This window comes from Cellulomonas uda, assembly GCF_006538705.1.
Classification (GTDB): domain Bacteria; phylum Actinomycetota; class Actinomycetes; order Actinomycetales; family Cellulomonadaceae; genus Cellulomonas; species Cellulomonas uda.
This window is the reverse complement of the sequence record NZ_BJLP01000015.1, coordinates 1-14,045: the sequence shown is the minus strand read 5'-3', so window position 1 is coordinate 14,045 and position 14,045 is coordinate 1. Positions and strand designations below refer to the sequence as shown.

Annotated in this window: 12 protein-coding genes; 4 read left to right on the top strand and 8 right to left on the bottom strand. The window is 74.8% G+C overall.

The features are described 5' to 3' along the window. Nucleotides 1-76: 76 nt before the first annotated feature. The 7 genes from CUD01_RS05845 to clsA form a co-directional block, all read right to left on the bottom strand. Nucleotides 77-580 carry a bifunctional nuclease family protein gene (locus CUD01_RS05845; RefSeq protein WP_141319449.1) on the bottom strand — a complete coding sequence of 168 codons (504 nt, stop codon included), beginning with the start codon at nt 578-580 and terminating at the stop codon, nt 77-79. 90 nt (nt 581-670) lie between these two features. After that, nucleotides 671-1,354 carry a transcriptional regulator FtsR gene (gene ftsR / locus CUD01_RS05840; protein WP_244937685.1) on the bottom strand — a complete coding sequence of 228 codons (684 nt, stop codon included), beginning with the start codon at nt 1,352-1,354 and terminating at the stop codon, nt 671-673. A 166-nt stretch (nt 1,355-1,520) separates the two neighbouring features. Then, the gene (locus CUD01_RS05835; RefSeq protein ID WP_094180025.1) at nt 1,521-1,973 is read right to left on the bottom strand and encodes an FHA domain-containing protein; all 453 of its coding nucleotides are present in this window, start codon (nt 1,971-1,973) and stop codon (nt 1,521-1,523) included. Between the two features lie 125 nt (nt 1,974-2,098). Next, complete coding sequence (locus CUD01_RS05830; protein ID WP_141319448.1) at nt 2,099-3,487, bottom strand: DUF881 domain-containing protein; 1,389 nt, start codon at nt 3,485-3,487, stop codon at nt 2,099-2,101. Nucleotides 3,488-3,489: 2 nt separating this feature from the next. Beyond that, the gene (locus CUD01_RS05825) at nt 3,490-3,822 is read right to left on the bottom strand and encodes a small basic family protein (protein WP_094180027.1); all 333 of its coding nucleotides are present in this window, start codon (nt 3,820-3,822) and stop codon (nt 3,490-3,492) included. Next, nucleotides 3,819-4,937, bottom strand: a complete 1,119-nt coding sequence (locus CUD01_RS05820) for a DUF881 domain-containing protein (protein WP_244937681.1) — start codon at nt 4,935-4,937, stop codon at nt 3,819-3,821. The genes CUD01_RS05825 and CUD01_RS05820 overlap by 4 nt, the downstream gene beginning before the upstream one ends. Continuing rightward, complete coding sequence (clsA, locus tag CUD01_RS05815; RefSeq protein ID WP_244937680.1) at nt 4,934-5,563, bottom strand: cardiolipin synthase ClsA; 630 nt, start codon at nt 5,561-5,563, stop codon at nt 4,934-4,936. The genes CUD01_RS05820 and clsA overlap by 4 nt, the downstream gene beginning before the upstream one ends. A gap of 95 nt (nt 5,564-5,658) precedes the next feature. Here clsA and CUD01_RS05810 point away from each other — a divergent pair, with 95 nt between their 5' ends. Both CUD01_RS05810 and CUD01_RS05805 read left to right on the top strand, forming a co-directional pair. After that, nucleotides 5,659-6,069 (top strand): CoA-binding protein, encoded by a 411-nt coding sequence (locus CUD01_RS05810; protein ID WP_244937679.1) that lies wholly within the window; start codon nt 5,659-5,661, stop codon nt 6,067-6,069. A gap of 343 nt (nt 6,070-6,412) precedes the next feature. Continuing rightward, nucleotides 6,413-8,194, top strand: coding sequence for a DEAD/DEAH box helicase (locus CUD01_RS05805; RefSeq protein WP_307722667.1), 1,782 nt, complete (start codon nt 6,413-6,415; stop codon nt 8,192-8,194). A gap of 100 nt (nt 8,195-8,294) precedes the next feature. Here CUD01_RS05805 and CUD01_RS05800 read toward each other — a convergent pair whose 3' ends face one another. Continuing rightward, complete coding sequence (locus tag CUD01_RS05800) at nt 8,295-10,796, bottom strand: substrate-binding domain-containing protein (RefSeq protein ID WP_244937678.1); 2,502 nt, start codon at nt 10,794-10,796, stop codon at nt 8,295-8,297. Between the two features lie 318 nt (nt 10,797-11,114). Here CUD01_RS05800 and CUD01_RS05795 point away from each other — a divergent pair, with 318 nt between their 5' ends. Both CUD01_RS05795 and CUD01_RS05790 read left to right on the top strand, forming a co-directional pair. Next, nucleotides 11,115-12,104, top strand: a complete 990-nt coding sequence (locus CUD01_RS05795) for a LacI family DNA-binding transcriptional regulator (RefSeq protein WP_232514659.1) — start codon at nt 11,115-11,117, stop codon at nt 12,102-12,104. Between the two features lie 254 nt (nt 12,105-12,358). Then, a partial coding sequence (locus tag CUD01_RS05790) for a glycoside hydrolase family 6 protein (RefSeq protein ID WP_244937677.1) occupies nt 12,359-14,045 on the top strand: 1,687 nt, incomplete at its 3' end.

Below are 14,045 nucleotides of genomic sequence, written 5' to 3'. Positions count from 1 at the left end.
GGACGCAACGACACGCGGGGCGTGTCGCGGCGGGCGTGTCTGAAGTTCAACCTCAACCTGAAGGTTGACGTCCGGATCACCTCTCGCCGGGCTCGTCGCCCGTCTCGAAGTCCTCCGGCGTCACCTGGTCCAGGAACTCCCGGAACCGCTCGACGTCGTCGTCCGGGCTGTCCTCGCGCTGCACCTCGACACCCGCGACCGCGACCACCTCGGCCGAGCACAGCACCGGGATGCCGAACCGCAGCGCCACCGCGATCGCGTCCGAGGCGCGCGAGTCCACCCGCGCACCGTTGCCCAGCAGCAGCTCGGCGTAGAAGACGCCGTCCTCGAGCCGGGTGATCGCCGCGCGCTGCACCTGGTCGCCCTCCGCGAGGATCACGTCCCGCAGCAGGTCGTGCGTCATCGGACGCGGCGGCACGACGCCCGCCTGGGCGGCCGCGATGGCACCCGCCTCGTGCGGGCCGACGAGGATCGGCACGACGAGCTCGGAGTCCGGGTCCAGGAGCAGCACGACGTTCTCGTCCACGGTCGGGTGCCGTCGCACCCCGACCACCTCGACGACGACGAGATCCGGGTCCACAGGGTCCACGCTACGTCGCCCGCCGCCGCTTCGCGCCGGACGCGCGACGAACGCGTGAGCCCGCGTCCTCCGCGCCTGGGCGGGCCGCCGTCACGGCAGGAGGTCGGCCACCGACGAGCGCACGAGCGCCGTGTGCATCCGCGCGCACAGCTCCCCGAGCTCCGCCGCGATCGTCGCCGCACGCGCGCGCGCCGACGCGTTGCGCTGGCCCTTCCACGGCGCCACCGCCTGCTCGACGAGGTCCGCCTGCCGCTCCGCGGCCGCGCGGAACTGCCGCAGGTGCCGCACGTCGATGCCGTGCTCGGCGAGCGCCGCGGCGGTCACCACGACCTCGCGCGCCCACGGCTCGAACCCGCCGCCGGGGCCGGGCGTCAGCACGCCGGCCTCGACCAGCTCTGCCACCAACGTCGCCTCGACCCCGGCGTCACGCGCGAGCGCGTCGGCGGACAGCCGCGTGTCCGGGCGCGCCAGGACCCCGTCGGCGGCCGCCAGGCGGGCCCGGGGGGTCGGCTCGTCCTCCTCACCCGCGTCCAACGCGGCCAGGCGCTCGCCGATGACCTTGAGCGGCATGTAGCGGTCGCGCTGCTGGCGCAGCACGAAGCGCAGGCGCTCGACGTCCGCCGGCGAGTACTGCCGGTAGCCCGCCGGGGTACGCACCGGCTCCACGAGACCCTGCTCCTCGAGGAACCGCAGCTTCGAGGGAGTGACCGCCGGGAACTCGATCTGCAGCGCCTGCAGCACGTCCGAGATGCGCATGGACGCCCGGCGCGAGATGCCCCGCGGCCAGGGCTCCTGCTCGCGGGACGCGGCGCTCTCGCCCGTCGCGTCGCCGGGCGCCGCGGCGTCGACGGACCCGACATCGGCCGTCGAGGCGGCGACCCGCTCGGTGGCGGAGCGACGAGCGCTCGAGGTCCCGCTCACGGCCGGGTCCCCGTGCGCGTCATGCGTCCTCGCGGTGCGGGCTCGGGTGGAACGTCATGCGGTACTTGCCGATCTGCACCTCGTCACCCGAGCGCAGCGCCGCCGAGTCGATCCGCTGGCGGTTCACGTACGTACCGTTCAGCGAGCCGATGTCCCGCACGACGAAGTGCGAGCCCTCACGGACGAACTCCGCGTGCTTGCGCGAGACCGTCACGTCGTCGAGGAAGATGTCCGCCTGCGTCGACCGGCCCGCGACCGTGCGCTCCGCGTCCAGCAGGAACCGGGCGCCGGCGCTCGGACCCCGCTGCATCACGAGCAGCGCGGACGTCGGCGGCAGCGCCTGCACCGCGGACGACTCGTCGGGCGTCAGCCCGACCGGCGCGCCCTGCTCGATCTCGACCGGGCCGATCTGGCCGAAGTTGACGGTCGTCTCCGGGCCGGCGGCGTGCGTCGCCCGCTCGTCGTCGGTCATCAAGGCCTCCCGTGTCCGTCATCGGTTGTGTCGTCGAACCCACCGTCGGGTCGCGTCCCGATCGGTCCACCCTATGCAATCGGCGGGCCCGAGCGCAGCCCTCCGGCCGCGTCGCGCCCCGATCGTCAGCCCGCCTCGATCGGTACCGGGCTCGCGTACGCCGGGTCGGGCAGCGTACGGACCGCGGACACCACGACCTCGTCGCGCTCCTCGACCGTCCCGGTCGCGCCCGTGCCACGGACCGTCGCCATCGCCCCGCCCGGGATCTGCAGCGCGATCGACAGCGTCGACGGGTCGCCGATCGCCGACCACACGTACGGCGGCTCGAGGCGCTCCCCGTCCAGCAGCACGTCACCGCGCGTCCCCGTGAACGCCGAGCTGGCGGTGATGCGGCGGTCGTTGAGCTGGATCGCCTCCGCGCCCGCGTTCCGCAGCTCCTCGAGCATGTTGAGCATCGTCACGGGCTGCAGGTCGCGGCCGGGGTCGAGCAGCGTCACCTGGACGCCCGGACCCTGCGCCGGGAGCCGGCCGGAGAGGATGCCCTGCGTGATCGCGCTGCGACGCAGCGAGTCGATCGCCGCGGCCTGACCGTCCGAGCCCGATGCGAGCCGGTCGCGCTCGCCGCGCAGCTCCGAGACCTCGCGACGCAGCTGGTCACCACGCTCGGTCGTCTCGTCGAGCACGCGGACGAGCTCCGACTGGCGCAGCCCCGACAGCGCGCTCTCGTCGTTCTGACGCACCTGCACGACGACCGCGAACCCGAGCAGCGCGCAGAGCACGCCGGCGGCGATCTGGGCGCGCGTCGCACGCGGTGCCATCGCACGCGCGAGCGTGGCCCAGCCGCTGCGCGACGGGACGTCGACCAGCCCGGCGCTCGTCGCGGGCACCGCGGCCTGCGCAGCGGCCTGCTCGTCGGCCTGCTCGTCGGTGAGCCCCTCGTCGGCGGCTGCGTCGTCGACCGCTGCGTCGTCGGCGGCTGCGTCGTCGGTCGCCGTCTCGTCCGCATCCGGCTCGCTCGGCGGCACGTCGGCCGGTTCGCCGTCGGACTCGGCGAGCGTGCCGCGCGGGTCCCCCGGCAGGTCGTCGAGCTCGTCGTCGGACGGCGGCAGCGGGTCGTACAACGGGCGCGCGAGCTCGTCGTCCGACGGGACACGGGCGTCGACCGCGTCGTCGTCCACCGCCTCGTCGTCCTCCGCTTCGTCGTCCGCCGCTGTGTCGCCCGGCCTGCGGTCGGACGTCTCCTCGGACACGTCGTCGGGCATGTCGTCGGGCGTGCCGTCGGGCGCGTCGTCGAGGAACCCGTCGTCGGGGACCTCGTCGTCCGACACGCCGGCCTCGTTCGACGCCGGCAGGGCGGCCCGGTCGTCGGGCGGCTCGGGCTGCCGGGGCGCGTCGTCGTCCGTCGGGGGCGTGTCGGCGAGCGGGTCGAACACCGCGGGCACGACCGCGTCAGGGACCGCGGGCCGGACGCGGTCCTCCCGCGCGGGGTCGGCGGCGGGGTCGCGAGCGGTCACGGTCAGGCCTTGAACAGGTGGCGACGGATCGACGCGGCGTTGGAGAAGATGCGGATGCCGAGGACGACGACGACGGCCGTCGAGAGCTGGCTGCCGACCCCGAGCTGGTCGCCGAGGAACACGATCAGCGCCGCGACGATCACGTTCGACAGGAACGAGATGAGGAAGACGCGGTCGTCGAAGATGCCGTCGAGCATCGCGCGGACACCGCCGAAGATCGCGTCGAGCGCGGCGACCACGGCGATCGGCAGGTACGGCTGCAGCTCGGCGGGCACGGTGGGCTGCAGGACGAGGCCGGCGACCACGCCGATCACGAGTCCGATCACCGCGATCACGGCTGTCCCTCCCCAGGCTCACGCACGGTTGCCACCTGCGGCTCGGCGGGCAGCGCGGCCGCGTGCGTGGCCGACCCTGCCACACGCGCCCCGCGGGACGAAACCGACCGGCTCGGCGCGTCGCCCGCCCGGCGGTCCGCCGCGGCGTCGAGCGACGACCCGTCGGCGGTGCCGGCGCCGTGGTCGAGCGTGCCGTCGGTGGTCGGGCCGGGTGTTGCGCGGTCGTCGGCGGCCGGCGGGGTCGGACGCAGCGCGTCGGGCAGCGCGTCGTCGGGCACGGTCGCGTGACGCAGCGTGACCTGCCCGGCACCGGGCAGCGAGAGCTCGTCCTGCCGGGAGATGTCCACGCCGATGCCGTAGGTGGTGCGCAACGCGGTGAGCAGCTGGCCGGCCGTGTCCCGGGCCAGTCCGGTCTGGAGCTCGACCGGGTTGCCGAGCGCCTCGACGCGGTACGGACCGGACAGCGGCACGAGGTCGACGAGCACGGCGCTTCCGGCGCTGCGGATCGCGGTCGTGGCCGTCACACGCTGGTCGTTGATCGCGATCGCCTCGGCACCGGCGGACCACAGGCCGTTCACCAGGATCTGGAGGTCGACGTCCTGCACGCGCGCGTCGTCGTCGCCCGCGTCCGGGTCCGCGTCGGGGGCGTCCGAGAGCTCGACGCGCAGCCCGGAGCCGGCCACCGGCACCTGACCGGCCTCGACGACGCCGACCGCGGCCGCCTCCTGCAGCAGGGTGCTCTCGGGCCCGACGAGCGCGGACTGCAGCGCGGTGATGTTCGAGCTGAGCGCGGCGACCTCCTCCTGCAGCGCGGCGGCCTCCTCGCTCCGGTCGACGATGCTCGACTCGAGCAGCTCACGCGCCTCCTGCGCGGCCGCGGTCGGCTGGTGGAGGGCGATCGCCGCGGCGGAGCTGGCGAGGCCCACCCCGACGGCGACGACGAGGACCACGGCCCGGCGCGCGGCGTACGGGCGCGTCGCGTTCCCGGCCGCGCGGCGCGCAGCCACGAGCGCGTACCCCTCGTCGAGGGACGAGCTGTAGACCTCGTTGAGCAGCGTCATCGACGCGTCGGGCCGCCGCCCGCCGCGCTCCGCCGTGGTGTGCCGCGTCGTCACGCGGGGGCCTCACGCGTGGGCGGGGCGTGCAGCAGCCGGCGGGCCTGGAGCAGGTACAGCGCACCCGCGAACCAGTACAGGCCCACGCCCCACAGCGCGAACGCCCATCCGGCGACCTCCGCGACCGTGCCGACCCACGAGTCCCACGACGCGAGGAGCAGGAGCGGGAACGCGTACAGGAGGGCGAACGTGCCGGCCTTGCCCGCGAGGTGCACCTGCGGCGGCGGGTAGCCCGCGCGCCCGAGCGCGATCAGCATGATCCCGAGCACGACCTCGCGCGCCAGGATCACGACGAGCAGCCACAGCGGCACCACGTCCCGCCAGACGAGCCCCACGAGCGTGACAGCGATGAACAGCCGGTCCGCCGCCGGGTCGAGGAGCTGGCCGAGCCGGCTGACCTGACCGAGCCGACGGGCGAGCACGCCGTCGAGCCAGTCGCTCGCCCCGGAGACCGCGAGGACCACCACCGCCCAGCCGTCCCGACCGGACGCGATGAGCACGCCGAACACGGGGACGAGCAGCAGCCGCGCGAAGCTGATGGCGTTGGGCACCGTCAGGACGCGCGTCGTCACGGCCGGACCCTCGCCGTGGTCGTCCCGGGTGCCCTGCTCTGCCTGCTCCGTCACGCGGTCGCCGTTCCCTCGTCGTGTGCGGGCCCGATCCTATGCGGCCCGCACGCGACCCTCGCGCACCCGCGCGGCGCGCGTGCGAGGCTGTCGACGTGCACACCAACGACCCGGACGTGATCGACCGCCTGCTGCGCGCCCCCGGGCGGTGGGCCGTCGTGGGGCTGTCGCAGAACACGTCCCGCGCGGCGTACGGCGTCGCGGCGTACCTGCAGCAGCTCGGCCACGAGATCGTGCCGGTGCACCCGTCCGGGGCGACCGTGCACGGCGCCCCGGGGTACGCGACGCTCGACCAGGTGCCGGGTGACCTCGACGTCGTCGACGTGTTCGTCAACGCGGGCCTCGCGGGCGGTGTCGTCGACGAGGCGATCGCGCGCGGCGCGCGTGCGGTCTGGCTGCAGCTCGACGTCGTCGACGAGGCCGCGGCGGCCCGGGCGAGGGACGCCGGACTGGACGTCGTGATGGACACCTGCCCCGCGATCGAGGGTCGCGCCCGGGGCCTGTGACCGCAGCCTGCGGTCCCGGTGTGCGCGAACTCACCCGGGTCCCGCCCGGCCGTGGCCTGCACCGGCACGCCCGTGGCGGGTAGGCTGTCGCCGATCGCGGAGTTCGTCGCGTCCCCCAGAAGTTCGAGTCGACCGATGCCCTGGCTGCCAGCCGGCGTCGCGTCGCGTACGTGAGGCACCTGCAGTCACCTGCCGGGTGCGTGTCGGGGCTGCGACAGCCGTGCGCCATCCGGGCGCCGGTTCAGTCCTCCCTCGAACGGAACGGCCTTCCATGTCGCTGCCCTCGGGCACCCGTGCGCCTTCGCACGTCCTCACCGACCCCTCGACCGACGCGGGCACCCCCGTGCCTGCCGGTCCCGACTCCCCCGTCGCCCCGTCGGGTCCCACGTTCGACGACCTCGGCCTGCCCGCCGCGCTGCACCGCGCGGTGACGGACCTCGGCTTCACCACCCCGTCGGCCATCCAGCAGCGCGCCGTCCCGGCCCTGCTCGGCGGGCGTGACCTGCTCGGCGTCGCGCAGACCGGCACCGGCAAGACCGCCGCGTTCGGCCTGCCCCTGCTCGCCGCGGTCGACCCCGCGCTGCGTGCCGTGCAGGCCGTCGTCCTCGCCCCGACGCGCGAGCTCGCGATGCAGGTCGCCGACGCGATCTCGTCGTTCGCGAAGCACCTGCCCGGCGTCGACGTCGTCCCCGTGTACGGCGGCTCGCCGTACCTGCCGCAGCAGCGTGCGCTGCAGCGCGGTGCGCAGGTCGTCGTCGGCACGCCGGGGCGTGTGATCGACCACCTCGAGCGCGGGTCCCTCGTGCTCGACCAGGTGCGGTTCCTGGTCCTCGACGAGGCCGACGAGATGCTGCGCATGGGCTTCGCGGAGGACGTCGACAAGGTCCTGTCGCGAGCACCGCGGCAGCGTCAGGTCGCGCTGTTCTCCGCGACGATGCCGACGCCGATCCGCCGTGTCGCCGAGCAGCACATGGTCGACCCGGTCGAGGTGACCGTCGCCCGCCAGTCCTCGACCGTGACGAGCGTGCGCCAGACCTACGCGGTCGTCCCGTTCCGACACAAGGCCGGTGCGCTCGCGCGCGTCCTCGCGGTCACCGACGCGGACGCCGCGATCGTGTTCGTCCGTACGCGGGGCAACGCCGAGGAGCTGGGTTCGGCGCTCGTGGAGCGCGGGGTCTCGGCGGCGTACATCTCGGGCGACGTCGCCCAGGGCGAGCGCGAGAAGATCGTCGAGCGGCTGCGCAGCGGCGCCCTCGACGTGCTTGTCGCCACGGACGTCGCGGCGCGCGGGCTCGACGTCGAGCGCATCGGCCTCGTCGTCAACTTCGACGTGCCGCGCGAGCCGGAGACGTACGTGCACCGCATCGGTCGCACCGGCCGTGCGGGCCGCGACGGCACCGCGCTCACGTTCGTCACGCCCGCCGAGCAGTCGCGACTGCGCACCATCGAGCGCACCACGCGCACGTCGCTCGAGCAGGTCACCATCCCGTCGCCCGCCGAGGTCAGCGCGCACCGGGTGCGCACCCTGCTGGAGCGCGTGCCGCAGCGCACGTCCGCCGGTCGCCTGGACGTGTACCGCACGGCGGTCGCGGACCTCGTGCGCGAGGACCCGGGAGCCGACCTGGCCGACCTGCTCGCCACCGTGCTCGCGCTCGCCGTCGGCGACGAGGGCCCCGGCGCTGCCGACGACCTCGACGACGCGCTCGCGCGTGCCGCGGCGGCCCCGTCGCACGACCGGGTCGGCGCGTCCCGCGACGGAGCCCCGCCGCGCGAGCGTCGCCGCACGAGCACCCACATCGCCGGCGGTCCGCCGCGGTGGCGCGTCGCCGTCGGGCACCGCGACGGCCTCCAGCCGGGCGCGCTCGTCGGCGCGCTCACGGGCGAGGGCGGCCTCACGGGCGCGGACGTGGGCAAGATCGACATCTTCCCGAGCTTCGCGCTGGTGGACATCCCCGGCGGCCTGTCCGCCGAGGCCGTCGACCGGCTGTCCCGCACGCGCGTCGCGGGACGCCCGCTGCGGATCCGGGTGGACTCGGGCCCGCGTGGCGGCCACGGCGACTCCGGGCCGCGCGGCGGTCACGGTGCGAGCCGCGCCGGGCATGCCCCGTCGCGCGCGCGCTCCTGACACCCCGCGTTCCTGACCCCTGGGGCGCGGCGCGGGACCCGGCGCCGCTCCTGACACGCGAACGGCCTCGCCCTTCCCGGGCGAGGCCGTTCGCGTCCGGTCACAGGTGCGTGCGCACCGGCCCCGCCGCCGCGCGTGCCAGCGCGATGTCGGCCTCGCGCAGCACGGCCGACGCGTCGGCGCAGCCCCGCACGCTCGGCACGACACCGACCCGCACGCGCTCGCCCAGCTCGGCCTCGAGCGAGTCGATCACACGGCGCACGCGCATCGGCACGCCCGCGCCCGCGGTGTCCTCCAGCAGCAGCGCGATCTGGTCCTCCGCGATGCGTGCCGCGGTGTCGCCCGCGCGGACCGCGGCCTGCAGCCGCTCGGCGAGCTGGCGGACCGAGACCGTGGGCTCGCCGCGCGAGACCTGGTCGAGCCCGGGCAGCCGGACCACGACGAGCGCGCAGTCGAACTCGTGCACGCGGTGGGCCCGCACGACCGCGCCGCCGAGCCGGTCGAGGAACAGCAGCCGGGTCGCGAGGCCCGTCTCGGACTCGCGCAGCGCGTCCTGCTGCTGCGCGATCTCGGACTGCTTGCGCTCGGTGACGTCGACGATGGTCCCGACGACGCGCGCGGGGCAGCCCGCGTCGTCGAGCACGGTCATCGCACGGCACATCAGCCAGCGGTAGTCGCCGGTCGCGGAGCGCACGCGGTGCTCGAGCTCGAGCGTCGTGTCGACCCCGGCGAGCGCGGCGGCGATCGCGGTCGAGACCTCGTCCCGGTCCGCCGGGTGCACGCGCTCGAGCCACTCGGTCGGCGAGGAGCCCACGGCGTCGTCGTCGTAACCGAGCGTGCGCTTCCAGCGTGGCGAGTAGTAGACCGTGCCGGCCGAGACGTCCCAGTCCCACGTGCCGTCGTCGGCGGCCATCGACGCGAGCGCGTAGTGCTCCTCGCTCGCCCGGACCGCGTCGGCCAGCGCACGCTCGCGGGCGGCGGCCTGCTCGAGCTGCACGCGCTGCTCGTGCAGCGACTCGAGCATGCTCTGCTGGTCGAGCGCGACCGCGAGCAGCGCGGCCCAGTGGTTGGCGCGGTCCCGGGCCGTGGTGGACCGGGCGTCGACGGCGCCCTCGAGCGCGAGCAGCCCCCAGTCGCTGTTCCCACAGGTCACAGGCACGACGAACGTCGCCTCTGCCGTCATGCCGCCACGCAGCATCGCGGCGGGCGGGAACTCCGCGGCGACCGTGCGGCTGCCGACGAGCCGCGCGAGCCCGCCGGACCCGTCGCGGACCCCGACGATCTCGAGCGGGCGGTCCGGGCCGGACGAGTCGTCCGCCCACAGCGCGAGGCACGCACGGCCGCGCAGCGAGCGCGGCAGCCAGTCGAGCGTGCGCGGGTCGGCGCCGTCGCTGCGCAGCAGGTCGGTCGCGACCTCGTACTGGTGCACGAGGGTCGACTCGAGCCGCCCGGCGCGCTGCAGGAGCGCGGCAGTGCAGCCGCGCGTCAGGGCGAGGATGACCTCGGTCGTCGCGGACTCGACGGCCTCGCGGGCGCGCGCGTCGAGCTCGTCGCCCGCGAGGAGGGCGTCGTGCGCCCGCCGCACGACCGCGACCAGGAGCTCGAGAGCGTCCGGGTAGGGCTGCAGGCCGGTGGTGAGCTCGGTGAGGCGGGACATCGCGAGGTCCTCGGGCAGCACTCCCCCGCGGGCCGCGGTGAGCGGCTCGACGACCGCGCGCCACCACGCCTCCTGGGGCGACCGCCGCTCGTGGCGCTCACCACCGCGCACCCCGCGGCCGTCGGTGTGGCTGTCGCGGTGCCCGCGCGCGGCGTGCGGGGCCGGCACGGTGACCCGTCCGCCCGCGAACGCGGTGCGCACCAGGTCGAGCAGCTCGTCGCGCCAGTCGGTGCCCGAGTCCTCGATGCGGCGCAGCGGCGTGCACCCGCACGACTCGCGCACCACGAGCGACGTCGGCGTCCGGTGCTCGCCGACGGGCACCGCCTCGCCGCGCAGCCGCGCGAGCAGGAGGCGGACGGCGGCCTCGCCGACGCGGTCGAAGTGCGCGTCCACGGTGGTCAGGCGCGGGGTGAGCCGTGCGCCGAAGTCGGCGTGGTCGAACGCGACCACCGCCTGGTCGCGCGGGACCGACAGGCCGGCCTGGCGCAGCCCGGCGACGAACCCCGAGGCGTTGCGGTCGGTCGCGACGACGACCGCGGTGGTCCGCATGCCGTCGGCGAGCATGAGCCGGGCGGCGGCCTGGCCGCCGGCCTCGTTGTTGTCGCTCGCGGGGTACACCCAGCCGTCGTCAGGGGCGATGTCGTTGGCCAGCAGCGTCTCGCGGTAGGCCTCGAACCGCTCTCTCATGTCCCGCTGGTCGAGACAGCCGATGAACCCGATGGACCTGTGACCGTGCGCGACCAGGTGCTCGACGGACGCGCGCACGCCGTGCGCGTTGTCGGGCAGCACCACCGGCGCGGTGCCCGTGGACTCGTCCTCGCTGACCAGTACGACCGGGATCCCGGAGTGCTCGAGGGCGAGGAGCCGGTCGGCCGGCAGGGCGCCCGAGAGCACCACGAGACCGTCGACCGCGTCGATCGCCACGGGGACGTCGTCCGAGGTCACGACGGGTTCCCGCTCGAGTCCGGCCCGGTACGTCTGGACTGCGACGACCCGGTGCCCGCCTGCCCTGCACGCGCGCGCGACCCCGGCGATCACCGCGCCGAAGTAGAAGCCCCCCACGACGGGGGCGAGTACGCCGACCGTCCTCCGCGCAGGCCCGGGGAGGGTCCCCCGCCGCGCTGGTGTCGCTGCCGTCACCGGTCACCCCGTCCACATCGTCGGAGCCGAGATGATGCCATTCGTCCGCATCGGGCGACAGACTAGGTGATCGTGGCAACTCCGGCAGCCCCCAGATCAGGACGACGACCGACCATCGCCGACGTGGCTCGCGCCGCGGGCGTGTCGACGGCGGTCGTGTCGTACGCCCTCAACGACCGACGCGGCGTCTCCGTGGCGACTCGGGAACGCGTGCTGCGCGTGGCCGACGAGCTCGGCTGGCGCCCCAACCCCGCCGCACGCTCCATGCGTGCGGGTGCCCAGGCCGTGGGCCTCGCGGTCGTCGCCGGCGAGACGTTGCACGGCGCGCCCGTGCTCGACGTCGTCGCGGTGCTGCAGCGCGCGCTGCACGACCGCGGGCTCGGGGTGGACCTGCGGGTGGTCCCCGACGTGGCCGCGGCGGCGGAGCTGTACCGCCGGTGGGGCGCGGAGCGGCGGTGCGAGGTCGTCGTCGTCCCCGAGGTGCGCTCCGACGACGTGCGCCTGCGCGCCGCGACCGAGGCGGGGCTGCGGCCCGTGGCCATCGGACCCGTCGGCGTCGCGCCCGGTCTCGCGGCCGTCGAGGTGGACGACGAGGAGGCGTACGCGCGTGTCGCCCGCTACCTGCGGGGCCTCGGGCACGCCCGGGTGGCGCTCGTGGCGGACCCCGCGGACCGGCTGCGCACGGCCGCGTGCGAGCGGGGCATGCGGGAGGGTCTCGGTGACGGTGACGTGTCCGTGGACGTCGTGGTGACGGACGGCAGCGTCGAGGGTGCGGCGGGCGCGACCCGACGGCTGCTCACGCAGTCGGTGCGGCCGACGGCGGTGGTGCTGGCGAGCGACGTCATGGCGCTCGCGGGGCTGGACGTGGCACGTCGCACGGGCCTCGTCGTGCCGTGGGACGTGTCGGTCGTGGCGGGTGCGGACAGCGTGCTGTGCCGCCTGGCGACGCCCGCGCTCACGAGCCTGCCCGCGCTCGCGCACGACCTGGGTGCCGCGCTCGCGGCGGCGGTGACAGGGACCCTGGACGCGGGTGGCGACGGCGAGCCGACGCGCGTCCCGCTCGCGGTGGGCGCCCTCGCGGTGCGTGGGAGCACGGCTCCCCACGCGCACTGAGCGCCGCCCCGCGGGGGCCGCCGGGGGTCCTCGGCGCGCTCCTCGGGGTGGTCCGGGCGCGGGACGAACCGTGACGGACCCCGCTGAACCGTGTCACGGAACCGCTTCCGGAGGTGTCCGGTATCGGCGAATCGATTAGGGCCTCCCCTGGAGTACGCACGCGTGGTGGGTTGAGTCCTGGTCACCGACGACCCCGGCGACCCTCGCCCGCGCACTGTCGCGCGGGAGTGCCGTTCGACCACACGGAGGACCACGTGTCCCGACACGGACCCAGCGTCGCCAGGCGGCGCCGTCGTACCGTCGGCGCAGCCACGACGGCCGCACTCGTCGCAGTTCCCCTCACCCTGTCGTTCCTGTCGCCGGCCTCGGCTGCCGAGGCGCGGGTCGACAACCCCTACGCCGGGGCCGTCCAGTACGTGAACCCGACGTGGGCGAGCTCGGTGCGCGCGTCGGCGGCCAAGCAGAGCGACGCGTCGCTCGCGGCGAAGATGCAGACCGTCGCCAAGCAGCCGACGGCGGTCTGGATGGACCGCATCAGCGCGATCACCGGCAACGCCGACGGCAAGGGCCTGAAGTTCCACCTCGACAACGCGGTGCAGCAGCAGAAGGCCGCGGGCAAGCCGCTGGTCTTCAACCTCGTCATCTACGACCTGCCCGGCCGTGACTGCTACGCGCTCGCCTCGAACGGTGAGCTGCCCGCCACCGACGCGGGCCTCGCGCGCTACAAGACCGAGTACATCGACGCGATCGCCGCGCTGCTCGGCAAGTCCGAGTACTCGAACCTGCGGATCGCCGCGACGATCGAGCCCGACTCGCTGCCGAACCTCGTGACGAACAACAGCGAGGCCGCGTGCCAGCAGGCCGCGCCGTACTACCGGCAGGGCGTGAAGTACGCGCTCGACAAGCTGCACGCGCTGGGCAACGTCTACAACTACATCGACATCGGCCACTCGGGCTGGCTCGGCTGGGACTCGAACGCCGGCCCCGCGGCGAAGCTCTTCGCCGAGGTCGCCAAGTCGACCGTCGCCGGTTTCGCGTCGATCGACGGCTTCGTCTCCGACGTCGCGAACACCACGCCGCTCGAGGAGCCGTTCCTCACGGACCCGACGCTCTCGCTCGGTGGCAACCCGATCCGCTCGAGCAAGTTCTACGAGTGGAACAACGACTTCGACGAGGTCGACTTCACGGCGCACATGCACCGGCTGCTCGTCGCCGAGGGCTTCCCGACGAGCCTCGGCATGCTCATCGACACGTCGCGCAACGGCTGGGGCGGCCCGAACCGTCCGACGAAGGTCTCGACCAGCACCAACGTCGACACCTACGTCAACGAGTCGCGCGTCGACCGTCGCGTGCACCGCGGCGCGTGGTGCAACCCGCTCGGCGCGGGCATCGGCGAGCTCCCGAAGGCGTCGCCGTCCGGCTACACCGCGTCGCACCTCGACGCGTTCGTCTGGATCAAGCCCCCGGGTGAGTCCGACGGCGCGTCGACGGAGATCGAGAACGACCAGGGCAAGCGATTCGACCGCATGTGCGACCCGACCTTCGTCTCGCCGAAGCTGTCGAACCAGCTCACGGGCGCCACGCCCAACGCGCCGCTCGCCGGCCAGTGGTTCGAGGACCAGTTCGTCACGCTCGTGAAGAACGCCTACCCGGCCATCTCCGGCTCCGACGACCCGGGCCCCGACCCGACCGACGAGCCCACGGACGACCCGACCGACGACCCGACGGACGACCCGACGGACGACCCGACGGACGACCCCACGGACGACCCGACCGACGACCCGACGCAGGACCCGGTCGACACGCAGGCGCCCACCGCGCCCAGCGGCGTGACGGCTGGCACGGTCACGGAGACCTCGGTGGCGCTGTCCTGGACCGCCTCGACCGACAACGTCGGCGTGACGGGCTACGACATCTACCGCAACGGTTCGAAGGTCGGCA

Bases quoted from the DNA above. Each gene is read 5' to 3' on its own strand.
- CUD01_RS05835 (WP_094180025.1), bottom strand. From the start codon at position 1,973: ATGACCGACGACGAGCGGGCGACGCACGCCGCCGGCCCGGAGACGACC.